General features: G+C 68.5%; 22 protein-coding genes and 1 pseudogene. 8 read left to right on the top strand and 15 right to left on the bottom strand.

Going from position 1 to position 21,785, the window contains the following annotated elements:
• Positions 1-208 precede the first annotated feature (208 nt).
• Together ON27_RS25430 and ON27_RS25425 are read left to right on the top strand one after the other, a co-directional pair.
• Positions 209-4,162 carry a DNA-directed RNA polymerase subunit beta' gene (locus ON27_RS25430; RefSeq protein WP_043733025.1) on the top strand — a complete coding sequence of 1,318 codons (3,954 nt, stop codon included), beginning with the start codon at positions 209-211 and terminating at the stop codon, positions 4,160-4,162.
• A gap of 177 nt (positions 4,163-4,339) precedes the next feature.
• A complete protein-coding gene (locus ON27_RS25425) occupies positions 4,340-4,810 on the top strand; it encodes a PaaI family thioesterase (protein WP_043733022.1) in 471 nt (156 codons plus the stop codon).
• Positions 4,811-4,881: 71 nt separating this feature from the next.
• Here the strand turns inward: ON27_RS25425 and ON27_RS25420 are convergent, their stop codons facing one another.
• The gene (locus ON27_RS25420; RefSeq protein ID WP_043733020.1) at positions 4,882-5,892 is read right to left on the bottom strand and encodes an aldo/keto reductase; all 1,011 of its coding nucleotides are present in this window, start codon (positions 5,890-5,892) and stop codon (positions 4,882-4,884) included.
• A 100-nt stretch (positions 5,893-5,992) separates the two neighbouring features.
• Between ON27_RS25420 and ON27_RS25415 the strand changes: the two genes are divergently transcribed.
• On the top strand, positions 5,993-6,847 hold the full coding sequence (locus ON27_RS25415) for a helix-turn-helix transcriptional regulator (protein ID WP_043733017.1): 855 nt from the start codon (positions 5,993-5,995) through the stop codon (positions 6,845-6,847).
• On the opposite strand, the gene ON27_RS25410 is transcribed toward ON27_RS25415, so the two are convergent.
• Complete coding sequence (locus ON27_RS25410; RefSeq protein ID WP_043733014.1) at positions 6,844-7,467, bottom strand: DUF8020 domain-containing protein; 624 nt, start codon at positions 7,465-7,467, stop codon at positions 6,844-6,846. The two genes, ON27_RS25415 and ON27_RS25410, sit on opposite strands and share 4 nt — an antisense overlap.
• A 251-nt stretch (positions 7,468-7,718) precedes the next feature.
• On the opposite strand from ON27_RS25410, the gene ON27_RS25405 reads away from it, so the two are divergent.
• Together ON27_RS25405 and ON27_RS25400 are read left to right on the top strand one after the other, a co-directional pair.
• Complete coding sequence (locus ON27_RS25405) at positions 7,719-8,051, top strand: ArsR/SmtB family transcription factor (protein ID WP_043733012.1); 333 nt, start codon at positions 7,719-7,721, stop codon at positions 8,049-8,051.
• A complete protein-coding gene (locus ON27_RS25400) occupies positions 8,048-8,524 on the top strand; it encodes an SRPBCC family protein (RefSeq protein WP_043733010.1) in 477 nt (158 codons plus the stop codon). Before ON27_RS25405 ends, ON27_RS25400 begins: the two co-directional genes overlap by 4 nt.
• Before the next feature lie 59 nt (positions 8,525-8,583).
• Here the strand turns inward: ON27_RS25400 and ON27_RS25395 are convergent, their stop codons facing one another.
• From ON27_RS25395 to ON27_RS25355, 9 genes are all read right to left on the bottom strand, one after another.
• Positions 8,584-9,990 carry a cytochrome P450 gene (locus ON27_RS25395; protein ID WP_051046987.1) on the bottom strand — a complete coding sequence of 469 codons (1,407 nt, stop codon included), beginning with the start codon at positions 9,988-9,990 and terminating at the stop codon, positions 8,584-8,586.
• Positions 9,987-11,147, bottom strand: a complete 1,161-nt coding sequence (locus ON27_RS25390; protein ID WP_043733007.1) for an MAB_1171c family putative transporter — start codon at positions 11,145-11,147, stop codon at positions 9,987-9,989. Before ON27_RS25390 ends, ON27_RS25395 begins: the two co-directional genes overlap by 4 nt.
• Entirely contained in the window at positions 11,144-11,647 is a 504-nt protein-coding gene (locus ON27_RS44915; RefSeq protein ID WP_245560116.1) for a hypothetical protein, read from the bottom strand. The genes ON27_RS25390 and ON27_RS44915 overlap by 4 nt, the downstream gene beginning before the upstream one ends.
• A gap of 141 nt (positions 11,648-11,788) precedes the next feature.
• Positions 11,789-12,781 carry a pirin family protein gene (locus tag ON27_RS25380; protein WP_043733004.1) on the bottom strand — a complete coding sequence of 331 codons (993 nt, stop codon included), beginning with the start codon at positions 12,779-12,781 and terminating at the stop codon, positions 11,789-11,791.
• Complete coding sequence (locus ON27_RS25375; RefSeq protein ID WP_043733002.1) at positions 12,778-13,572, bottom strand: GNAT family N-acetyltransferase; 795 nt, start codon at positions 13,570-13,572, stop codon at positions 12,778-12,780. The genes ON27_RS25380 and ON27_RS25375 overlap by 4 nt, the downstream gene beginning before the upstream one ends.
• Before the next feature lie 145 nt (positions 13,573-13,717).
• Positions 13,718-14,011, bottom strand: coding sequence for a putative quinol monooxygenase (locus ON27_RS25370; RefSeq protein WP_043732999.1), 294 nt, complete (start codon positions 14,009-14,011; stop codon positions 13,718-13,720).
• A 26-nt stretch (positions 14,012-14,037) separates the two neighbouring features.
• Entirely contained in the window at positions 14,038-15,048 is a 1,011-nt protein-coding gene (locus ON27_RS25365) for an aldo/keto reductase (RefSeq protein WP_043732996.1), read from the bottom strand.
• Entirely contained in the window at positions 15,045-15,530 is a 486-nt protein-coding gene (locus tag ON27_RS25360; RefSeq protein WP_051046986.1) for a MerR family transcriptional regulator, read from the bottom strand. The genes ON27_RS25365 and ON27_RS25360 overlap by 4 nt, the downstream gene beginning before the upstream one ends.
• A 127-nt stretch (positions 15,531-15,657) precedes the next feature.
• Positions 15,658-16,026 (bottom strand): VOC family protein, encoded by a 369-nt coding sequence (locus tag ON27_RS25355; RefSeq protein ID WP_043732993.1) that lies wholly within the window; start codon positions 16,024-16,026, stop codon positions 15,658-15,660.
• A gap of 58 nt (positions 16,027-16,084) precedes the next feature.
• Here ON27_RS25355 and ON27_RS25350 point away from each other — a divergent pair, with 58 nt between their 5' ends.
• A complete protein-coding gene (locus ON27_RS25350; protein WP_043732990.1) occupies positions 16,085-16,288 on the top strand; it encodes a hypothetical protein in 204 nt (67 codons plus the stop codon).
• Positions 16,289-16,309: 21 nt separating this feature from the next.
• Here the strand turns inward: ON27_RS25350 and ON27_RS25345 are convergent, their stop codons facing one another.
• Positions 16,310-16,801 carry a SixA phosphatase family protein gene (locus tag ON27_RS25345; RefSeq protein WP_043732987.1) on the bottom strand — a complete coding sequence of 164 codons (492 nt, stop codon included), beginning with the start codon at positions 16,799-16,801 and terminating at the stop codon, positions 16,310-16,312.
• Between the two features lie 182 nt (positions 16,802-16,983).
• Between ON27_RS25345 and ON27_RS25340 the strand changes: the two genes are divergently transcribed.
• Positions 16,984-18,654 (top strand): FAD-dependent oxidoreductase, encoded by a 1,671-nt coding sequence (locus ON27_RS25340; protein ID WP_043732985.1) that lies wholly within the window; start codon positions 16,984-16,986, stop codon positions 18,652-18,654.
• Positions 18,655-18,999: 345 nt separating this feature from the next.
• On the opposite strand, the gene ON27_RS25335 is transcribed toward ON27_RS25340, so the two are convergent.
• The 3 genes from ON27_RS25335 to ON27_RS25325 form a co-directional block, all read right to left on the bottom strand.
• A complete protein-coding gene (locus tag ON27_RS25335) occupies positions 19,000-19,794 on the bottom strand; it encodes an acyl-[acyl-carrier-protein] thioesterase (protein WP_043732981.1) in 795 nt (264 codons plus the stop codon).
• 243 nt (positions 19,795-20,037) lie between these two features.
• On the bottom strand, positions 20,038-21,153 hold the full coding sequence (locus ON27_RS25330; protein ID WP_043732978.1) for a transglycosylase SLT domain-containing protein: 1,116 nt from the start codon (positions 21,151-21,153) through the stop codon (positions 20,038-20,040).
• Positions 21,150-21,482 carry a type VII secretion target gene (locus ON27_RS25325; RefSeq protein WP_043733028.1) on the bottom strand — a complete coding sequence of 111 codons (333 nt, stop codon included), beginning with the start codon at positions 21,480-21,482 and terminating at the stop codon, positions 21,150-21,152. The genes ON27_RS25330 and ON27_RS25325 overlap by 4 nt, the downstream gene beginning before the upstream one ends.
• Positions 21,483-21,628: 146 nt before the next feature.
• Here ON27_RS25325 and ON27_RS44910 point away from each other — a divergent pair.
• Positions 21,629-21,785: pseudogene (locus ON27_RS44910) on the top strand (NADPH:quinone oxidoreductase family protein); the annotation flags it as partial.

Here is a 21,785-nt window from a genome sequence, read left to right as displayed (position 1 = left end):
GATGCGCGACGGCGACGACGAGGATCTGGAGCGCGCGGCGGCCAACCTGGGCATCAACCTGTCGAGGAACGAAGCGGCCACCGTCGACGATCTGGCGAACTAGGCGAAGGCTGGATGCCGTCACGGCACGGCATCCAGCTTCCGCAACGGATTGACCAACTAGTGAACTTTTGCTCGAATTCGACCCGCACAGGGGAAAGGAAGTTACGTGCTAGACGTCAACTTCTTCGATGAACTCCGGATCGGCCTCGCCACCGCCGACGACATCCGTCAGTGGTCCTACGGCGAGGTGAAGAAGCCGGAGACCATCAACTACCGCACGCTCAAGCCGGAGAAGGACGGCCTTTTCTGCGAGAAGATCTTCGGTCCCACCCGGGACTGGGAGTGCTACTGCGGCAAGTACAAGCGCGTCCGCTTCAAGGGCATCATCTGTGAGCGCTGTGGCGTCGAGGTGACTCGCGCCAAGGTGCGCCGCGAGCGCATGGGCCACATCGAGCTGGCCGCTCCGGTCACCCACATCTGGTACTTCAAGGGCGTGCCCTCGCGCCTGGGCTACCTGCTCGACCTGGCGCCGAAGGATCTGGAGAAGATCATCTACTTCGCCGCCTACGTCATCGTGGCGGTGGACGAGGAGCTGCGGCACAACGAGCTGTCCACGCTCGAGGCCGAGATGGAGGTCGAGAAGAAGGCGGTCGCCGACCAGCGTGACGCCGACCTCGAGGCCCGCGCCCAGAAGCTCGAGGCCGACCTGGCCGAGCTGGAGGCCGAAGGCGCCAAGTCCGACGTCCGCCGCAAGGTCAAGGACGGCGGCGAGCGGGAGATGCGCCAGCTGCGCGACCGCGCCCAGCGTGAGCTGGACCGGCTCGAGGAGATCTGGAACACCTTCACCAAGCTGGCGCCCAAGCAGCTCATCGTCGACGAGGTGCTCTACCGCGAGCTGGTCGACCGCTACGGCGAGTACTTCACCGGCGCGATGGGCGCGGAGTCCATCCAGAAGCTGATGGAGAGCTTCGACATCGAGGCCGAGGCCGAGTCGCTGCGCGAGACCATCCGCTCCGGCAAGGGCCAGAAGAAGCTGCGCGCGCTCAAGCGGCTGAAGGTCGTCGCGGCGTTCCAGGCCAACGGCAACTCGCCGATGGGCATGGTGCTCGACGCCGTTCCGGTGATCCCGCCGGAGCTGCGCCCGATGGTTCAGCTCGACGGTGGCCGCTTCGCCACCTCCGACCTGAACGACCTGTACCGTCGCGTGATCAACCGCAACAACCGTCTCAAGCGACTGATCGACCTCGGCGCGCCCGAGATCATCGTCAACAACGAGAAGCGGATGCTGCAGGAGTCCGTCGACGCCCTGTTCGACAACGGCCGCCGCGGCCGTCCGGTCACCGGACCGGGCAACCGTCCGCTCAAGTCGCTGTCGGACCTGCTCAAGGGCAAGCAGGGCCGGTTCCGCCAGAACCTGCTCGGCAAGCGCGTCGACTACTCGGGCCGTTCGGTCATCGTCGTCGGTCCGCAGCTGAAGCTGCACCAGTGCGGTCTGCCCAAGCTGATGGCGCTGGAGCTGTTCAAGCCGTTCGTGATGAAGCGCCTGGTGGACCTGAACCACGCGCAGAACATCAAGTCGGCCAAGCGGATGGTGGAGCGGCAGCGGCCGCAGGTGTGGGACGTCCTCGAAGAGGTCATCGCCGAGCACCCGGTGCTGCTCAACCGTGCGCCCACCCTGCACCGCCTCGGTATCCAGGCCTTCGAGCCGCAGCTGGTGGAAGGCAAGGCCATCCAGCTGCACCCGCTGGTCTGTGAGGCGTTCAACGCCGACTTCGACGGTGACCAGATGGCCGTGCACCTGCCGCTGTCGGCGGAGGCACAGGCCGAGGCGCGCGTCCTGATGCTGTCGTCGAACAACATCCTGTCGCCCGCCTCGGGCCGCCCGCTGGCCATGCCGCGTCTGGACATGGTGACCGGCCTGTACTACCTGACCCGCCTGGAAGAGGGCGCGAAGGGTTCCTACCAGCCGGCCACCAAGGACGCTCCGGAGCAGGGCGTGTACTCCTCGCCCGCCGAGGCGCAGATGGCCGTGGACCGCGGTGAGCTCACCGTGCGTTCGCTGATCAAGGTCCGGCTGACCGACCAGCGCCCGCCGAAGGACATCGAGGCGGAGCTGTTCCCGGAGGGCTGGCGCCGCGGCGACGCGTGGATCACCGAGACCACGCTGGGCCGGGTGCTGTTCAACGAGCTGCTGCCCGCGGACTACGCGTTCATCAACGAGCAGATGCCGAAGAAGCGTCAGGCGACGATCATCAACGATCTCGCCGAGCGCTACCCGATGATCGTGGTCGCGCAGACCGTCGACAAGCTCAAGGACGCCGGCTTCTACTGGGCCACGCGTTCGGGCGTGACGGTCTCCATGTCCGACGTGCTCGTGCCGCCGGAGAAGGCCGAGATCATGGAGCGCTACGAGGCGCAGTCGGATCAGATCGAGAAGAAGTACCAGCGTGGTGCGCTCGATCACCAGGAGCGCAACAACGCCCTGGTCAAGATCTGGCAGGAGGCGACCGAGGAGGTCGGTAAGGCGCTGCGCGCGCACTACCCGGCCGACAACCCGATCATCACGATCGTCGACTCGGGCGCCACGGGTAACTTCACCCAGACCCGTACCCTCGCCGGTATGAAGGGCCTGGTGACGAACCCGAAGGGTGAGTTCATCCCGCGGCCGATCAAGTCCTCCTTCCGTGAGGGCCTGACGGTTCTGGAGTACTTCATCAACACCCACGGCGCTCGTAAGGGTCTGGCCGACACCGCGCTGCGTACCGCCGACTCGGGTTACCTGACCCGTCGTCTGGTGGACGTCTCGCAGGACGTCATCGTGCGCGAGCACGACTGCGGCACCGAGCGCGGCATCGTGGTGCCGATCGCGGAGAAGCAGCTCGACGGCTCGATCATCCGCGACGCGCACGTGGAGACCTCCACCTACGCGCGCACGCTCGCGGCCGACGCGCTCGACGCGCAGGGCAACGTCATCGTGGCGAAGGGCGCCGACCTCGGCGATCCGGCGCTGGAGGCGCTGCTGGAGGCGGGCATCACCGAGGTGAAGGTCCGCTCCGTGCTGACCTGCACCACCGGCACCGGCGTGTGCGCGACCTGCTACGGCCGCTCCATGGCGACCGGCAAGCTGGTCGACATCGGTGAGGCCGTCGGTATCGTCGCCGCGCAGTCCATCGGTGAGCCCGGTACCCAGCTGACCATGCGCACCTTCCACCAGGGTGGTGTCGCGGGTGACGACATCACCGGCGGTCTGCCCCGCGTGCAGGAGCTGTTCGAGGCGCGCGTGCCGAAGGGCAAGGCGCCCATCGCCGAGGTCTCCGGTCGCGTGCGGCTGGAGGACGACGATCGCTTCTACAAGATCACCATCATCCCGGATGACGGTGGCGAAGAGGTTGTCTACGACAAGCTCTCGAAGCGGCAGCGTCTGCGTGTGTTCAAGCACGACGACGGCACCGAGCGTCTGCTCTCGGACGGCGACCACGTCGAGGTCGGCCAGCAGCTGCTGGAAGGCGCGGCGGATCCACACGAGGTGCTGCGCATCATGGGTCCCCGTCAGGTGCAGGTCCACCTGGTCCACGAGGTCCAGGAGGTCTACCGCTCGCAGGGTGTGTCGATCCACGACAAGCACATCGAGGTCATCGTGCGCCAGATGCTGCGTCGCGTGACGATCATCGATTCGGGCGCCACGGAGTTCCTGCCCGGCTCGCTCACCGAGCGTGCCGAGTTCGAGGCCGCCAACCGCCGCGTCGTCGCCGAGGGCAACGAGCCCGCGGCGGGTCGCCCGGTGCTGATGGGTATCACCAAGGCGTCGCTGGCCACCGATTCGTGGCTGTCGGCGGCGTCCTTCCAGGAGACCACCCGAGTTCTGACGGACGCGGCGATCAACTGCCGCTCCGACAAGCTCATCGGCCTCAAGGAGAACGTGATCATCGGTAAGTTGATCCCGGCCGGTACCGGTATCAACCGCTACCGGAACATCCAGGTGCAGCCGACCGAGGAAGCCCGTGCCGCCGCGTACGCGGTGCCGTCCTACGACGACACCTACTACAGCCCGGACAGCTTCGGTCAGACCACCGGCGCCGCGGTTCCGCTCGACGACTACGGGTTCAGCGACTACCGGTAGTTCTCAGCCGCAAAGACATTCGGCCCCCGCTCCGTCTGGAGCGGGGGCCGAGTGCTTTCGCGCACCAGCTGCGCGGTGGCGGGTCCGCCATGGGGACGATCGGTTCAGTGGTGGACAAAGGGAGTCGGAGCCAGTAGGAAATTAGAACGGGTTTCAGTTCTGGTTCTGGAGGTGGCGATGGACGGCGCGGCGCTGGGTGATCTGGTGGTGGCCGGTTTCCGGAAACTGGGTTTCATCCAGTACGCGGGGATCGAGTGGGAGGAGTTCGCGGCGGGGCGGAACGTGGTGTCGATCGCGCCGCGGGCAGAGCATTTGAACCACAACGGGGATCTGCACGCCGCCGTGTTGTTCGGGATGGCGGAGACCGCCGCGATGGGTGCGTCGGTGTCGGGAATCGTGGACCTGATGGGGGACACGTTCATCGTGGCCAAGGATGGCCGCATCGAATACAAAGCCCGCGCCAAAGGGGAGGCGGGGCCGTTCCGTGCCGCTTCCGCGTTCTCCGACGAGACGTTGGCGAGGATGCGCGCGGATATCGAGGCCCGAGTGCCGCTCGAACTCGACGTGCCGGTGGATATCACCGACTCCGGCGGAAAGCTGGTCGCCGCGGCGGTATTCACCGCGGTGCTCCGGCCGCGCCGATCCTGACCATCGGGTATCTCGGCTCCACGTGCCGCACCGGCCGGAGCGCGGCTCGTCGCCGCGCTCCGGATGTGACTTCAGCGCTCGCTGTCGAGCATCGCCATCTGCGCCGCGGCGTAGCGTTCGCCGGCCACCCGGTCCGCGGGCACGGCCGATTCGATGGTGGACAGCTCGTCGGCGGTGAGCGAGAGGTCCAGCGCGCTCACCGCTTCCGCCCAGCGTTCACGGCGGCGGGTGCCGATCAGCGGCACGATGTTCTCCCCGCGCGTCAGCGCCCAGGCGATGGCCAATTGCGCCACCGAGGCGTCTTTTCCTGCCGCGATCTGCTCGAGCGCGCGGACCAGTTCGAGATTCCGGTCCAGGTTCTCGCCCTGGAAGCGGGGGCTGTGCGCGCGGAAATCGCTCGCGCCGAAAGCGGCTCCTGGCTGGATCGCGTTGCTGAGCAGGCCCCGGGAGAGCACCCCGTAGGCGGTGACGCCGATGCCGAGTTCGCGGCAGACCGGAAGGATCCGCTCCTCGATGCCGCGGGAGAGCAACGAGTACTCGATCTGCAGGTCCACGATGGGATGGACGGCCGCCGCACGCCGAATGGTGTCCGCCCCGACTTCGGACAGGCCGACATGGCGCACGTACCCGGCCTCGATCAGCTCGCCGATCGCCCCGACGGTGTCCTCGATCGGTACGTCCGGATCGAGCCGGGCGGGACGGTAGATGTCGATGTAGTCGACGCCGAGCCGCTGCAGGCTGTAGGCCAGGAAGTTGCGCAGCGCGGCGGGCCGGTTGTCCACGCCCACGAAGCCGCCGGCGGGATCGCGCAGCGCGCCGAACTTCACGCTCAGCACTACATCCTCGCGCGGGCGTTGCGCGATGGCCTTGCCGATCAGCAGCTCGTTGTGCCCCGCGCCGTAGAAGTCGCCGGTGTCGATCAGGTTGACGCCGGAGTCCAGCGCCGCGTGGATGGTCGCGGTCGACTCGACGTCGTCGGTCGCGCCGTACGCGCCGGACATGCTCATCGCGCCGAGCCCGATCCGCCCGACGGTCGGACCGGTGGCCCCGAGTTGTACTTCGTGGATCTTCGTTGTCGTCATGAACCCAGCCTGAACCGGGCGGAATCGGCACGGGAGAGATCGTCTATCGGGGGAGCGGCGATCCCTGGCTGAGCGCGCGGTTTCCCGGGACAGTGGAGGCATGGACCGCGCCGAACTCGCCGATTTCCTGCGCCGCCGCCGCGAGCAGCTCACGCCCGCCGACGTCGGGCTGCCGCCGGGGGTGCGGCGGCGCACGCCGGGGCTGCGCCGCGACGAGGTGGCGCTGCTGGCGGGCATGTCGACGGACTACTACACCCGGCTCGAGCAGTCACGCGGCCCGCGTCCGTCCACGCAGGTCCTCGCCTCGCTCGCACGCGCCCTGCGTTTCGACAACGACGAACGCGATCACCTCTACCACCTGTGCGACCACGCGCCGCCGGGACGCGAGGCGACCGACAAGCACGTGGGTCCCGGCCTGATGCACCTGCTCGCCAAATTGGACGACACCGCGGCCACCGTCGTCACCGATCTCGGCGAGGTGCTGGTGCAGAACCGGATGCACACCCTGCTCGTCGGCGATCACGGCGACCGTCATGGGTGGGATCGGTACTACGCATACCGCTGGTTCACCGACCCTTCGGCGCGCGCCGTCTTCCCGCAGGAGGACTGGGATCGGCTCGGCCGCAACCATGTCGCCGATCTGCGTGCCACGGCCGCGCGCCGCGCGGGTGACGTGGACGTGACCGAGCTGGTCGCCGAGCTGCGTTCCGCCAGCGCCGAGTTCGACCGGCTCTGGGACGAACACCAGGTGGCCGTGCGGCTTTCGGATACCAAGCGCATCCGGCATCCACAGGTCGGCCTGATCGACACCGTCTGCGAAACGCTGCTCACCCCCAACGCCGCCCAGCGCCTACTGGTCTACCTGCCGCGCCCGGGCACGGACGCGGCCGAGAAGCTGGACCTGCTGCGGGTGATCGGCACGCAGCGGCTGACGCCCGCGGACAGGCTCGACTAGGGCGCGGTGACGTACTCGAGCGCCGCGTCGACGGCCGGCTGCCCACCGCCGACGACGTATCCGGCCATCGCGCCGATCGCCGCGCCCGCCACCGCGGCGGCGGGCACCGTGATGAAGTCGAGCACGAACAAGCCGAGCGGGAATCCGACGATGAAACCGATGGCGGCGCCGATGCCCGCGCCCGCCAGGATGGTCGGCATGGCCTTCTCGGCCTCGGCGTAGAACCGCTCCTGGGCGCTGATATCGCGCAGCGGCGCGTCGGTCATCGTGACCGGTGCGACGGTGAGCCGGTGGCCCCCGTCCTCGAGCACGGGTCGCAGCGCCACGCGCTGATCGCCGATGCGCAGCGTCATCGGCAGCGCGGCCACCACGTTGCCCTCGCGATCGGAGACCGTCACCACCCGGCCGTCGTGGGCCGATGCGAACGTCCCGTCCTGAATGGTGGCCACGGCCGCGCGCCGGTCATCGGTGGCGGCGACCTCGTAGGCGATCTGGTGGAACGAGCCCCGCAGGTCGAGGGGCGCGTCGGCGGGCGCGGGCTGTGCGTGTGCGGCGCTCGTCGTTAGTGCGGTGGCCGCCAGCGCGACCAGCGCGGTCGCGGTGAATCGGTAGATCCTCATCGTGCTCTTTTCCGTCTGACGCCCCCGTGTCCGGTTCGTCCGAAAAGATACCGTCCGGCGGCCCGGAGCAGAAGAGGCAGGTGACAGTTTCGTGCCGAGATGGCCGCGAAAGTCCCTGTGCCACTGCGGTGTGCGCGGCTCGGCCGACCGATGCGGCCGTAGCCTCCGGTCGTAGCCATTGGCGGGTTGGGTGGCGAAACGGTGTGGATTCCCTCTTGACGGCCCGATCTCGATGCGCAACACTGAACTAGATGGTTCAGTATGACTTCCTGGATGCCTCCTTCGGGGCGCTCGCGGACCCCACCCGGCGTGGGATCCTGGAACGCCTCGGCAGTGGGCCCGCGACCGTCAGCGAGCTGGCGGAGCGCTTCGAGATGACGCTCACCGGCGTCAAGAAGCACATCCAGCTGCTGGAGGCGGCGGGCATGGTGGTCACGGAGAAGCGGGGCCGGGTGCGGTACTGCTGCCTCGGCGAGAACGTCTTCGACCGCGAAGTGGCCTGGATGCAGGGCTACCGGCGGATGGTGGAAGCACGGATGGACCGTCTCGGCGCATTCCTCGAGCGAACGGAGCAGGACCGATGAGCACAACCACGAACGACGCCGTCGTCACGGCGGACAGCGACCGCGCGATCCACATCGAGCGGATCTTCGACGCCCCGCGCGAGCGGGTGTGGCAGGCCTACAGCAGGCTCGAGCAGCTCGCCCAGTGGTGGGGACGGGGCAACCGGCTCGATATCGAGCGCTGGGAGTTCCGCCCGGGCGGGCACTGGCGTTTCGTCGAGCACGCCGACGACGGATCGCACGGTTTCGAGGGCCGTTTCCGTGAGGTCACCCCGCAGGAGCGCATCGTGTACTCCTTCGAGTGGGACGGCATGCCCGCCCATGTCGCGATCGACAGCGTCAGCTTCGTCGATCTCGGTGACGGTCGCACCAAGGTGGTCACCGACAGCCAGTTCCACACGCCGCAGGAGCGGGACGGCATGCTCCAGTCGGGTATGGAGACCGGGCTCAACGAGAGCTACCGCGCACTCGACGCACTGCTGGCGCGCGGCTGAGTGCCGGACGTCTCGGCTCCGATCTTGCGACGCGTGACCGGAGCCGAGACGCGGGCGGACTAGCGGTCGCGCCGGGAAACCCTGAGACGCAAGCGATCCGGCTTCAAGGTGATCGTCTCTTTGACGCGCAATTCGTAATCGGGGTCCGGGGTCAGATCGAAGGTGCGCAGCAGCGTGGCCAGGATCAGCACCATCTCGTGCTGCGCGAATTGACGGCCGATGCAGGCGCGCATGCCCACGCCGAACGGGCGGTACACCTCGGGATGGCGGCCGCGCACGCGCTCGGGAAGAAAGCGGTCGGGATCGAACTGTTCGGGATCGCCACCCCACAGCTCGTGCCGGTGCAGCTGGAGCAGCACGATGAAGACCCACTCGTTCTTCTCGAACGGATAACGCCCGCCGAGCATCGTGTCCGCGCGGGCCTTGCGGAAATACCCCGGAGCCGTGGGCCACAGCCGAAGGGTCTCGTCCACGATGCGCCGCAGGTAGCGCAGTTTCGCGACCTGCTCGAAAGCTGGGTCGTCACCGCCACAGACCTCGTTGATCTCCTGTCGGGCCCGAGCGGCGATCGCCGGGTCCGTCGACAGGTAGTGCAGCGCGAACGCCAGGACGCCCGCGGTGGTCTCGTGCCCCGCGGTGAGGAACGTGAGGATCTGGTGCCGGACATTCGTCGGGTCGAGCAGCTTTCCCGTTTCCGGGTCCGGCACGGTCAGCATCCGGTCCAGCAGGTCCCCGTGCGCGCCGGCGCCTTCTCGCCGACGCCGCGCGATCACCTCATCGATCGTTTCGTTGACCAGTTCCACGTCTCGCCGGTGCTGAGCGCGCTGCTCGCGGAACACCGTGCGTTCGACGAGCGGATGCGAGTAGGCGGCGCGGTTGATGTAGGTGAGGGCCCGCAGCATCGCGGCGACCACGGGGTGTGGGTCGGTGCGGGTGAACGACTCGAATTCGTAGCCGAACGCAGTCCGCCCGATGACCTCCAGCGCGACCTTGTTGGTGTCGGCGGGGACGTCGACCCACTCGCCTGCTCGGGCCGTCCAGTACTCGACGAGTTCGGCGGCGCAGGCCCGCATGGTGGCGTGGTATCCGCGCATGGCGGCCGCGGTGAACGACGGCGCGAGGATGGCGTGGGCTCTGGCCCAGTTCGGTTCGGAGTTGTGCGCGGTGAACAGCCCGTCACCGGCGACGGTCCGCAGGTCCCGGATCGGCACACCCAGGAATTTGGCCCACAGCGCGTCGTCGTTGATCTCGCGCAACAGGTCCGGATCAGACACGTAGGTCACGCGGGTGCCGAAGATGTTGCGCTCGTAGATCCCGCCGTACTTCTGCGCGCCGCGCATTCCCCATTGACTGCTGTCGGTGACGTGCAGATCCCATACGTCACCGGCGATCGGCAGCCGGAACGGCGGATGCGGCAGTTCCCGGTCGCTCGCCCGGATTCGACGCGGGGAGTTCGTCGTGGTCATCTTGCTCCGTCCAGTTGTGCGCGAAGGTAGGTCTGTGCCGGGCCCCAATGCCGCGCGATACGGCGCAGCGTACGAGTCTCGTCGACGATGTCGCGACCGGGCGCCGAGGCGTGCAGCCGAAGATAGGAACCGGGCTGCGCGCCATCGGCTTTGCGATGCAGGGCGCGCGCGATCTGTACCGCCTCGGCGGCGTCGGCGGGCACGTCGGCCGGTAACGGCTCGGCGAATCGCCCGAGCACGAGCAGCGCGTCTCGGATCTCCACCGTCATCCGGTGCAGGCGCCGCCGCGGGTCCGGGTCGGGGTCGGCTTGCGACGGGCGCGGGATCTCGGCGCACGTGGTCACCAGATCGCGCCACATCGGCGTCAGCTGCCGTACGGTTCGCGAGGCCGAGTCGATGCCCAGCCTGCGCGCGATCTCGGTGCCCACCCGGACGCCCGCGGCCAGCGAGCCGAGGCCGACCATGTACACGAAGTTGTTCTCGTTGGCGCGGAACCGGAAGTCGACGAACGCCGCACCCGTTCCGGTCGCCGCGCAGACCGAGCTGGCGAAGATGGAGACGGCCTCTTCCAGCGTCCACCCACCGACGATCAGGATCAGCAGGTATGTGAGCTTGTGGGAAGGGCGCAACTGGCCCGCGCGCAGTTCCCGGACGCTGGCCGCGAACACCAGCAGGCCCGTCGCGCCGCACCAGCCGGAGAAGAACGCGAAGTAGGCGACCGTCTGCCACCCCTCGGTCCGGTCGATGTACTGCCCCAGCGCCCGGGCGTGCGCGCCGAGCAGCAGCATCAGCGCCATCGAGACGCCCGCCGCGCCCCAGACGGCCCGGCGCATCCGCCGGTAGCTTTCGGACTCCTGCTCCGACCACCGTTCCGACCACGATTGCGCCAGCACGATCAGCGGCGCGAAGGTCGCGACGATGAACGTGGTCCCGAGTTGCCTGGTGAAGCCGACGCTGAGCAGGCCCGCGTCGGCGAGCGCGCGCTGTACGGCCCCTTCGCGCAGGAGTGCCGCGATCACCGCGCAGATCAGGGCGTAGGTCACGTGGCGTTCGCTGGGCCGTGCCCGGTCGTGCAGCCACACCAGCCGCAGCAAGGCCGCTGCCGCGCTGCCGGTGATGATCAGCCACGCGATGACCGGTGGGGCCGAAGAGGTCACCCTTCACCGCCCCAGAACGAACGCATCGGCCGCGACGAGCGCCAGCGCGAGACGCCGGACAGCAGCAGGTCCGCGAACAGTTCGGCCTCGTCCTCTTGGTGGTCGGCGAACTCGCTGCGTCCGAGCACCCGCTGAACCAGGGCCGGATCGATGCTCGGCAGGAGCTGTTGGATCCCGGTCAGCGCCGCCGACCCGGCGTTGTGATCGAGCACCATATGGCCGGTCTCGTGCGCGATGATCTGGTCGATATGGAAATCGGTCGTACCGGCGGCGTAGGCGATCACGTCGACGTCCGCGCACTCCAGCCACAGCCCGCACGGTGTGCCGCGTCCAGGTTCCAAAGCTCCCGGCAGAAGTGCCGAAGCGACCGGCAGAAGCTCGATGGGCCGCCCGCGCCACTCGCCCAGGGCGGTCAGGAACCTCTCTCTGTTCCAGGGCGACGGAACCAGTTTTATCACGGCCTCGCGCGCAGCCATCACCCGCTGCGTCGAGTCGTCCACCGAAACCCCCTCCCACCAAAGTCCTTGTGGTGATCGGACTTTACCGCGACCAGCGGACGCGGGCCGAGTCGAGAGGTGGGGGTGACGCCGATCGACGGCGGCGCCGGTGCGCGGCGCGTGTAGCCGGATCGAGTTGCGCCGCTAGAGGTCTCGGGCCGGGCCGATGCGGCGCTTGCGGGGCTTCAGATGCAGCCCGGGCAGCGGTGGGGCGGGAATGCGCTGCTGCGGAGTGTGTCCCGCGATGTCGGCGAATCGCGCGACGTCGTGGTTCTCCCAATCCTCCCGAGCCGCGACGATGTCCTCGTGGCTGCGTCCGACGAAGTTCCACCACATCACCAGCTCCTCGCCGAAAGGCTCGCCGCCGATCAGCGCGAAGTGCGCGCCACCGGCACTGCGGAGCCGGAGTTCGTCGCGCTCGGTGCCCAGATACAGCAGTGGACCGGGTGCGAGCAGGGTGTCCGCGACCGTGACGTCTCCCTCGATCATCAGCACCGCGTGCTCGAAACGAGGGTCGAGCGGGAGGGCGACGTCGGCTCCCGGCTCCAACCGCACGTCGGCGCCGACGATCGGTGTGTAGGCGGTCGCGGGCGAGGTCGCCCCGGCCAGCGAGCCGATGAGCACGATCGCCCGGAGGCCGGGTGCCTCGACGATCGGCAGCTCGCGATGCTGCTCGAAGTGCGGGGCGATGCCGGTGCGGTCGCCGGGCAGCGCGATCCACAGCTGTAGGCCGTGCCCGGCCGGCGCGCCGTCGACCGCGTACTCGGAATGCGCGATGCCGCGCCCGGAGGTCATCAGGTTCAGCTGGCCGGGTGCGATCCGCACGTCCGAGCCGACCGAGTCGCGATGCCGGATGCGGCCCTCGAACGGCCAGGTCACCGTTTGCAGGCCGATGTGCGGATGCGGATCGATGTCCGGCGGCGCGCTGGTCTTGGTGACCGTCGGCGAGCCGAAGTGGTCGAGGAAGCACCACGCGCCGACGGTCGGCAGATCGCGCTGGGGCAGTACGCGTTCGACGAAGACCCCGCGCACACCGCCGAGCGGCACCTCACGCGCCGGATACAGCTCCGCGACCGGGCCGGGTCCCGGCGCGGGTTCGCAGAGCGTCTCGGCCGGACGTGCGTCCAGATCGCTCACCGAGTGACGCCCTTGCCGATCACGTGCGCGTCGTACTGCGGGTGCTTGTCCAGATAGGACTTGATGAACGGGCACACCGGCCGGATCACGCGCTCGCGGGCGACGGCGTCCTCGATCGCGTGTTCGGCCAGAACGGAGCCGAGGCCCTTGCCGGAGAACGCGCCGTCGATCTCGGTGTGGGTGAACACCGTCTCGTCGCCGCGTTCCTCGTAGTCGGCGAAGCCGGCCAGTTCGCCGCCGTGGAACACCTCGTAGCGGTGCCGCTCGTCATTGCGGACGACCTTGGATTCCGAAGCTGCTTCGGTCATGGTTCCCTTCTCCTTCCGTGCGCGAACCGGATGTTCGCTGAGAATCGAGACCCGGTTGAACGCGCCGATCGTGGTGGCCACCCAGATGACGACAGACAGCTGATCATCGGTCAGATACCGGCGAGCCGAAGCGTACGCGCGCTCGATGGCGTCTTCGCCCGGAAGCGTCGCCGTGACCTCCGCGATCGCCAGCACGGCCCGCTCGAACGGGGTGTACGGGCCGCCGCGCCGCCACCCGGGCAGCACCGCGATCTCCTGCTCGGTGGCGCCGGCCGCCAAAGCGGCGCGGTAGTGCACGTCCAGGCAGTACGCACAGCCGTTGAGCTGGGAGACGCGCAGATTGACCAGTTCGACGATCCGGCGATCCAGCCCCACCGCCGCCGCGGCGGCCCTGACCTCGTTCGCGACACTGTTCAGCGCGCGGAACGCGGTCGGCGTCTGCTTGTCGATCCAGACGCGATCACGCGGTGCTTCGGCCCTCATATTCGTGGGATGTTAGCCCTCGCCGGTGAACGGCGCAGCGCGGGCCGTGGGATAAGCGGACTTCAGTCCGAGTTTGCGGGCGGGTCGCGGTGGCTGCTCCACCGTGCTGGTCCGGCGCTGCCGGGCAACGCCGGACCACCGCGCATCACCCGATCTCGGTGAACCGCCGCAGTTGAAACGGTTCCACCAGGACGTCCTCCAACGCCGTCGCCAATGCCTTCAGGTGGGGCGTCCGGAAGTGCGCGGCCAGGGCGGCCTCGTCGGTCCACTCCTCCAGCAGCACCATCCGGCTCGGGTCGGTGGGATGCAGGTAGAGCTCGTACCGGAGGCAGCCGCTCTCCGCGAGAGTCGGTTCGATCATGCCTTGCAGCAGGTCCCGCAATTCCGCCTCCCGGCCAGGGTTGGCGGTGAACCGGACGTTGAGCGTCAACGTCGACATGGGCGTCTCCTGGTCTCCTGTGGGGCTCATTCCCGGCCTGCCGACGTAAAAGACATATCGGCGTACCGGGTTCCGGCGACCTGGCCCGCGATCGGCTCCAGCGTCGCCAATTCGTCGGCGGTGAGCGCGATCGTCGCGGCGGCCACGTTGTCCGCGAGCCGGGTCCGGCTGCGCGTGCCGGGGATCGGGACCACCGCGAGGTCGTGCACACCGGCCTGTGCGTGCACCCAGGCCAGCGCCACCTGCGCCAACGTGATGCCGCGTGCTTCGGCGACGGCCCGCAGCGGGCCGAGCAGCTCGGCATTGCGGGCCGCGTTCTCGCCGGAGAAGCGCGGCATCGAGGAACGGAAGTCCTTCACGTCGGTGGAGCCGGTGAACGATCCGGTGAGGAAGCCGCGACCCAGCGGTGAGTACGGCACGAACGTGACGCCCAGCTCCGCCGCCGCGGGCACCACGGTGCGCTCGACGTCCCGGGAGAACAGCGACCATTCCGACTGCACGGCCGCGATCGGATGCACCGCGTGCGCGGCACGCAATTCGGCGCCCGTCACTTCGGACAGGCCGAGGGCGCGTACCTTGCCCTCCCGCACCAGTTCCGCCATCACGCCGACCGTGTCCTCGATCGGCACGGCGGGGTCCTTGCGATGCAGGTAGTACAGATCGATGGTGTCGATCCGCAGCCTGCGCAGGCTGCCCTCCACCGAGCCGCGGATGTAGGCGGGGGAGTTGTCGAAGCCCCGGTAGGCCGGATCATCCGCCTTGCGGACGATGCCGAACTTGGTGGCGAGCACGATCCGGTCCCGCGCGGCGCGGACGAAATCGCTGAGGAACTCCTCGTTGTGCCCGGAGCCGTAGACGTCGGCGGTGTCGAACAGCGTGACGCCCAGCTCCAGCGCCCTCTCCAGGGTGGCCCGGGATTCGGTGAGATCGCTGGGCCCGTAGAACTCGCTCATCCCCATGCAACCCAGGCCTTGGATCCCCACCTGGATGCCGCCGGCGCCCAACGTGGTGGTGGGCAGCGTGCCGACCGTTGTCATACCTTGATCCCTTCGCTGTCGTGCGCGATGACCATGGCCGGCGGGTCCGCCGCGACTTTGCCCTCGTACAGGGCGATCTTGTAGTCCAGCACGGCCAGGGTCTGACGAAGTTCATCGATCTTGGCGAGTACGTCTGCGCGGGTGCCCCGGAACATCTCCAGCCGCTGCGGGAGCGTGGCGTCGCCGGCCCGCACCAGTTCGGCGTAGCGGACCATGTCCGCCACGGACATACCGGTCGTGCGCAGGCGGCCGATCAGCGCCAGCCATTCCAGATCCCGGTCGCTGAACCGGCGCTTGCCGGAATGGTCACGGCCGATGTAATCCATCAGTCCGATCCGCTCGTACCAGCGCAGCGTGTCCCGGCTGAGCCCCGAGCGCTCGGACACCTCGCCGATCGAATACCGCGGCAATTCACGGTCCTCGCGCCCGCTCGCGGGAGACGCCGTCTCGTTCACGATCGCGCTGGGTTCTCGAACGCTCATTGCACTCGCCTTTCCCGTTGAACATCGACGACGCTAGTCACCTGGAGTGCACTCCAAGCAAGGGTTGTTTTCGATTCTCCAGCGCTCGCCGGTGGGGCGATCTCCCGCGGAACGAGAATCCGTGCGCTCAGCTGTAGTCGGGCAGCTGCTGGACGGCCCACTTGTTGCCGTCCGGATCGGCGAAGAAGGTGAACAGGCCCCAGCCGAGGTCGCGGACCGGAGTTGCGTCCACTCCGGCGGCGATCAACTGCTGGTAGGCGTCCTCGGCGCTGGCGACCACCATCTGCATCCCTTCGACGCTGCCCGGCGCCGCCTCGGTGAGGCCCTCGCCCAGGCAGATGGAACAGCCGGAACCGGGTGGAGTCAGCTGTACGAAGCGCAGATTCTCGTTCACCCGGTGGTCGTGATCGGCATGGAAGCCGATCTTGGTGTAGAAGTCCTTGGCGCGGTCTACGTCGGTCACCGGAATGGCGACGAGTTCGATTTTCCAGTCCATCCGGCGAGCATTCCACCGTGCGCCGACAAAGTCCTGGATTAGGGCCTACGCTGGGAACATGCCTGGCAAGGACATCGATCGGATCAGGGCTCGCTCGGCCTGGGCGGCGGTCAAGGAGAGTCCGGTGATCACCGCTGTCGCGATCGCGCCGTTCGCGCTGGCGCTCGGCGTGGTGTGGTGGTTGTTCGGCGGTCTCGCCGCGTTCGCGCTGCTGCTCATCCTCGGCGGAGTCGTCGTGGTGGGCGGCAAGTTACTGCGCTGACCGAGCGCGCATTGCGTGCGGTCAGCGCGGAATGTGGAAGTGCACCAGCTCGCCGGTTCCCGTGTCGACGTCCGCCCAGCTGCGGTCGAAACGCAGCACCGCCAGCGCCGAGGTCGGGAACCTCCGGCTGAGTTCGACGGCGGCCGTGCTGTCGCGATTACCGGCCAGTTCCCACGCCGTCCACGGCATGCCCGGGCTGTGGCCGATCACCAGCAGGGTCGTGATGTCGTCGTCACTGAGCCGAACCAGCTCCATGAGCGTTTCCGGGGCGGCCTCGTAGATGCCCGCTTCGAAGACGACCGGCGCGGTGACTCCGGTGGCGGCCAGCGTCTCGCGGGTCCGCGTGGCGGTGGAACAGCGCACGGCGTCGATGGCGGGCTGGGTGTCGCGCAACCACCGACCCGCGAGCCCGGCCTCGCGCCGCCCGCGCGGCGCCAACGGCCGCTCGTGATCGTCGACGCCCTCCGGATACGCCGACTTGCCGTGCCGCATGAGGATCAGAGTCCGGGCCATGGGGATACCGTAAGGCCTCCGGGCGCGAGGTCTCGACCACACTCGAGGCAAACTGAAAGCGGCATCACATCACGCCTTGCACCGGGCGATCCCCGTGGCGATCGTGACGGACGCCGCTCATCTGTCCACCACAACCCCATGGGTGGCCACAGCCCACGTACTTCTTCGAGGATCAGCACAATATGGCCTACGTAATCACGCAGCGTTGTTGCAACGACGCCAGCTGCGTCTCCGAGTGCCCGGTCGACTGCATCCGTCCCACTCCGGATCAGCCGGAGTTCGCGACGACCGAAATGCTCTACATCGACCCCGACACCTGTATCGACTGCGGCGCCTGTGTCGACGCGTGCCCGGTGGAGGCCATCTTCTCCGAGGACGATCTGACGGCTTCGCTGGCACGGTTCCGCGACATCAATGCCGCCTATTTCCAACGGCATCCGCTGGAATCGAACTTCGACCCGATCGTCACGCCGGCGCGTCCGCCGAAGGAGCTGGGCACGCTGCGCGTCGCGATCGTCGGCGCGGGTCCCGCGGCCTGCTACGCGGCCGACGAACTGCTGCGCAGGGCCGACGTGGAGATCGAGATGTTCGACCGGCTGCCGACCCCGTGGGGCCTGGTCCGGGCGGGCGTCGCGCCCGACCACCCCGGCACCAAGACGGTCTCGGGCATGTTCGAGTCCGCGTTCCGCCGCGAGACGTTGCAGTACTACCTGAACGTCGAAGTGGGCACGCACATCTCGCACGAGGAACTGCTGCGCCACCACCACGCCGTGATCTACGCCGTCGGCGCGTCGAGCGACCGGAAGATGGGCGTCCCGGGCGAGGACCTGCCGGGCAGCCACTCCGCCACCGAGTTCGTCGCCTGGTACAACGGCCACCCCGACTTCGCCGACCGGACCTTCGACCTGTCCGGCGAGCGTGCGGTGATCGTCGGCAACGGCAATGTCGCGCTGGACGTGGCGCGGGTGCTGACCGTCGACCCGGACGAACTCGCCAAGACCGACATCGCCGACCACGCGCTCGACGCCTTGCGGCAGAGCAATATCCGCGAGGTCGTCGTGCTCGGCAGGCGCGGTCCGCTCCAGGCGGCCTACACCTCGCCCGAATTCCTGGCGCTGGCGCACCTGAAGGGCGTCGACGTGATCGTGGACGACACCGACTTGGCGCTCGACCACGCCAGCCAGGCGATCGTGGACGACCCGCAGGTGGAGCCGTCGCTGGCGTTGAAGTACACCCTGGCCAAGGAGTACGCCGGCGGGCGGCGGGCGGAAGGCAACAAGCGGATCGTGTTCCGCTACCTCACTTCGCCCGCCGCGCTCACCGGGGCCGAGCGGGTCGAAGCCATCGAGATCGTGCACAACGAGCTGTTCGAGGAAGACGGTCAGCTCGTGGCGCGGCCGACCGATCGCACCGAGAGCATCGACACCTCGCTGGTGCTGCGGTCGATCGGCTACCGCGGCGAGCGGGTCGGCGAGCTGCCGTTCGACGAGCGGCGCGGCGTCGTGCCGAACGAGCACGGCCGGGTCATCGGCGACGACGGGACGATGCTGAGCGGCGTGTACGTCAGCGGATGGATCAAGCGGGGCCCACGCGGCGTCATCGGTTCGAACCGGATCGACTCCGAGGAGACGGTGGAGCTGCTGCTCGCCGACTTCACCGCGGGCAAACTCGCCGCGCCGCAGGCCGACCGCGCCGCGCTGCGGGCACTGCTCGCCGAGCGTCAGGCCGACCTGGTCGACCGCGCGGGCTGGCGCGCGATCGACCAGGCGGAGAAGTCCGCGGGCAAGTCCGCGGGCCGCCCCCGAGTCAAGTTCACCACCAGGGAGGACCTGCTCAAAGCCGCTCGCGGCTGAGGATAAGGACGCCGGTCGGATCACCTGCGACCGACTGGCTCCACTCATTGACCGGTGCCGACGCGGCCCCGTGTATCGGCCGTATCGAATGAGTACGCGCCGATCGCGCCTCTGCGGATGCCGCGGGCGAGCGGGCCTGGCGACCGGGCTTTCGGGCCGTCGCTCATTTACCGTGGCCACCGCCAGGGCGAATCGTCTCGGCGAGAACCGGCCGACTGATCTCGCAAGGACATGGGTAACTCACCGGGTACGCCCGAAAACCGAGCGGCACCCAACGCAGGACCTGAACGTAACTTCAGAGCCCGTGACCAGTACGGCCTGAAGACGCGGAGAGGCGGAAGAAGCCTAAAAATTCGGAGAGGCGGGCTGGCCCGGTAACGGCATGATGCGGACTACCGTCGTGGTGGTCCCGCCGACCACGAACCACAGCCGCAGCACCGGCTGCCCGGTCCGGTCACCCGGCTCGTACCGGCTGCGCACGCTCACGTGCTGACGCGCCAGCACCGGCGCGACGTACTCGATCACCGCGCGGTGCGGCCCGGCGAGCAGCTTCGGGTATTCGACCAGGAACTGTTCCACCGCCTGCCAGTAACAGGCGTTGTTGACGTGGTTGTACTGGTCGATGTCGGTGGCCCGCACCGGGAAAGGCAGGTCGGTGTCCGACTCCGGCGGCGTGGCGTCGGTCAGGTACGGCCGCCACCGCAGGCGGTGCTCGCTGGAGGTGCGGGCGAGGTAGGCCAGGCCCTCGTCGCTGATTCGCGCGGGCATCCCGGTGGACTCGCTGATATTGATCCAGAAGCCCTCGGTCTCGATCAATCCGCCGTTTCCGCTGGTGATCCGCACGCGCATGTTGGTCCACCGGGTGGACATCGCCGAGCACCACCGCAGCAGCTGCACCTCGTCCGGCCACAGGATCGGCCGGATGACATCGATGACCGTCCGGCGGATGATCCAGTTCGGGTCGGTCCGGTGAAAGAACGTCTTGTGCAGGTTTTCCCAGGCGATATCTTGCAGGTAGCGGGCGATGGCATCGAACCGCAACCGGTCGTAGGGGTCCACATCACCAGCCCGGACGGGCCACGCCGAAGCAAAGCCCATGCCCTCCTGGGGAAGCGGGGCGAGTGGCTGATCGAGTGACACTGGTGCTCCTCGCGCTGCACGGTGTGCCGCGTTTCTTCATGCGGTGCTGTTGTGACGACTTTACGGGGCGTACGTCACACCCTCGCGTCGAGCCGTCCCTACCTCCTTAATAGTCCGCCTGCCGGGACTCGGGCCAGCAGAAATAGGGGCTTCCGCTCGCCGCTGCGGTATGCGGGAGGGTACGTCGAGTGGCAGCGACCGTTCGTGGCGCCGCTCAGGTGCAGGTCACCGCGGCGTGCTGGCTCAGTAACCCTGGTACGCGCCGCCGGAGTTCACGGCGGCGACGCCGGGGACGTTGCCGAGCGACCCGTAGCGGTCGATCGAGTACCGCACCCCGGCGATGATGTTGTCGACGGGGTTCCAGATGTCGTCGTGGCCGGGCGCTTTGTAGGCGCTGAACGTGCTGTCGATGGTCTGCATCAGGCCCTTCGACGGATGCCCGGCCACCCAATTGCTGTCCCAGCGGTTCTCCGCGTACGGGTTGCCCGCGGATTCGTGCTGGATGATGAGCGCGATCGCCCGTTCGTCGATGTCCTCTGGGGCGTATCCCATCGCGATGAGCTTCTGCTTCGCCTCGGCGATCCATCGCGCGACGTCGCCGCTCGGCAGCGGGCCGGTGGGCGCGGACGAGCTCGGCCCACCGTGATACGACGAGCCCGAGTCGGAGTTGCCGTACCCCGACATCAGCTGACTCGGCCGGTCCGCCGAGGGGCTCGCGACCGGCGTGCCCGACGTGCTCGCCGGTGCGGTGGCGACGGGCGCGGTGGGAGCGGCGGGTACGTTCGCGCTCGGCTCACCGAGCCCGGCGAACGCCGCCTCCAATTTCGCTGCCGCGCTCTCGACCTGGGTCTTGGCCTGGTCGGCCACGTCCTCGGCGGTCTTCAGCGCGTTGGTGAGCTCCCACGTGCGCGAGGCCGCCTGCAGCGCTTCCTGGAAGACGAGTCCCTCCACGTCGGCCTTGTCCGCGTGCGCGCGCAGGCGGTCGATCCGCGTCTTGGCGTCCACGGTGCCGTTGGGCGCGACGTCGAAGGGCGGCGTCTGGTTCAGCGCGTCGTCGCGCAAGCTCAGTACCTTGGCTCGCGCCTCGGTCAGGTTCTGCACCTGTGCGGTCAGCGCGGTCTTCAGCTCGAGCAAGGCGGCGCTCACCGCGGAGGCGCGAATCTTCTCCGTCTGCATCCGGGCGTTCGCGGCGTCGCCCGCCGCGCCGGACCACTTCTTCGCCTCGGCGAGGGCCAAGGTGTCGTCCGCGCCCTTGGCGACGGCGGTGTCGAGGCCCTGCGACATCTGTTCGGCGAGCCCGCCCGCCGCCGAAAGCTGTTCCGGTTGCCAGTTCGCGACGTCTGGGATGGTGAGCGTCATGGCAGCTGGAGTCCGATCGCGCGCAGCTTCGCCGCGAAGTCGTCCTCCGCCAGTTCGTACTTGCCCGCCGCGTCGTGCAGGTTGTCCGCGATCGTGGTGAGCCGGGACCCGATCCGCTCCAGGCAGCGGTGCGCGGCGTCGTTCGCGCGCTGGGCCGCCGGGCCGAAATCGGTGCCGGGCAGCGCCCCGGCGGCGGCGCCGAAAGCCTCGGCCCCGCCGAGGTCGGTGACCGATGTGGCCTCGGTGCGCAGCGTCTGCGCGAAGGAGCGCAGCGCCGCCGGGTCGACCTGCATCGTCGCCGCAGGTCCCGGCTGGTTTTGCTCGACCATGAATCCCCCTTCCCGCCCGACCGTGAGGTCGCGGTCAGCATAGCAAAATCGGGTGGTGCCGATGGGCGTCATCGAGCCGCGACCGTTATGTTGTCGGTGTGGCGTCGGCGCGGATCATGCCGTCGCGAGGACAGAGAGGTCAGCACATGCGCGCAGCCCAGGTCAGCAAGCTGGAAGGACCGGAAGCGGTTCAGATCGTGGAAATCCCGGAGCCCGCGGCTTTCCCGGGCGGCGTCGTGATCGACGTGCACGCCGCGGGCGTGGCCTTCCCGGACGTGCTGATGACGCGCGGCCTGTACCAGA

This window comes from Nocardia asiatica NBRC 100129, from assembly GCF_000308415.1.
Lineage (GTDB): Bacteria > Actinomycetota > Actinomycetes > Mycobacteriales > Mycobacteriaceae > Nocardia > Nocardia asiatica.
This window is presented reverse-complemented; position numbering and strand designations above follow the sequence as displayed.

Excerpts from the sequence above, each read along its gene's own strand:
- ON27_RS25425 (WP_043733022.1), top strand. The coding sequence starts at position 4,340 with ATGGACGGCGCGGCGCTGGGTGATCTGGTGGTGGCCGGTTTCCGGAAA.
- ON27_RS25420 (WP_043733020.1), bottom strand. The coding sequence starts at position 5,892 with ATGACGACAACGAAGATCCACGAAGTACAACTCGGGGCCACCGGTCCG.
- ON27_RS25415 (WP_043733017.1), top strand. The coding sequence starts at position 5,993 with ATGGACCGCGCCGAACTCGCCGATTTCCTGCGCCGCCGCCGCGAGCAG.
- ON27_RS25410 (WP_043733014.1), bottom strand. The coding sequence starts at position 7,467 with ATGAGGATCTACCGATTCACCGCGACCGCGCTGGTCGCGCTGGCGGCC.
- ON27_RS25405 (WP_043733012.1), top strand. The coding sequence starts at position 7,719 with ATGGTTCAGTATGACTTCCTGGATGCCTCCTTCGGGGCGCTCGCGGAC.
- ON27_RS25400 (WP_043733010.1), top strand. The coding sequence starts at position 8,048 with ATGAGCACAACCACGAACGACGCCGTCGTCACGGCGGACAGCGACCGC.
- ON27_RS25395 (WP_051046987.1), bottom strand. The coding sequence starts at position 9,990 with ATGACCACGACGAACTCCCCGCGTCGAATCCGGGCGAGCGACCGGGAA.
- ON27_RS25375 (WP_043733002.1), bottom strand. The coding sequence starts at position 13,572 with ATGAGGGCCGAAGCACCGCGTGATCGCGTCTGGATCGACAAGCAGACG.
- ON27_RS25370 (WP_043732999.1), bottom strand. The coding sequence starts at position 14,011 with ATGTCGACGTTGACGCTCAACGTCCGGTTCACCGCCAACCCTGGCCGG.
- ON27_RS25365 (WP_043732996.1), bottom strand. The coding sequence starts at position 15,048 with ATGACAACGGTCGGCACGCTGCCCACCACCACGTTGGGCGCCGGCGGC.
- ON27_RS25360 (WP_051046986.1), bottom strand. The coding sequence starts at position 15,530 with ATGAGCGTTCGAGAACCCAGCGCGATCGTGAACGAGACGGCGTCTCCC.
- ON27_RS25355 (WP_043732993.1), bottom strand. The coding sequence starts at position 16,026 with ATGGACTGGAAAATCGAACTCGTCGCCATTCCGGTGACCGACGTAGAC.
- ON27_RS25350 (WP_043732990.1), top strand. The coding sequence starts at position 16,085 with ATGCCTGGCAAGGACATCGATCGGATCAGGGCTCGCTCGGCCTGGGCG.
- ON27_RS25345 (WP_043732987.1), bottom strand. The coding sequence starts at position 16,801 with ATGGCCCGGACTCTGATCCTCATGCGGCACGGCAAGTCGGCGTATCCG.
- ON27_RS25340 (WP_043732985.1), top strand. The coding sequence starts at position 16,984 with ATGGCCTACGTAATCACGCAGCGTTGTTGCAACGACGCCAGCTGCGTC.
- ON27_RS25330 (WP_043732978.1), bottom strand. The coding sequence starts at position 21,153 with ATGACGCTCACCATCCCAGACGTCGCGAACTGGCAACCGGAACAGCTT.
- ON27_RS25325 (WP_043733028.1), bottom strand. The coding sequence starts at position 21,482 with ATGGTCGAGCAAAACCAGCCGGGACCTGCGGCGACGATGCAGGTCGAC.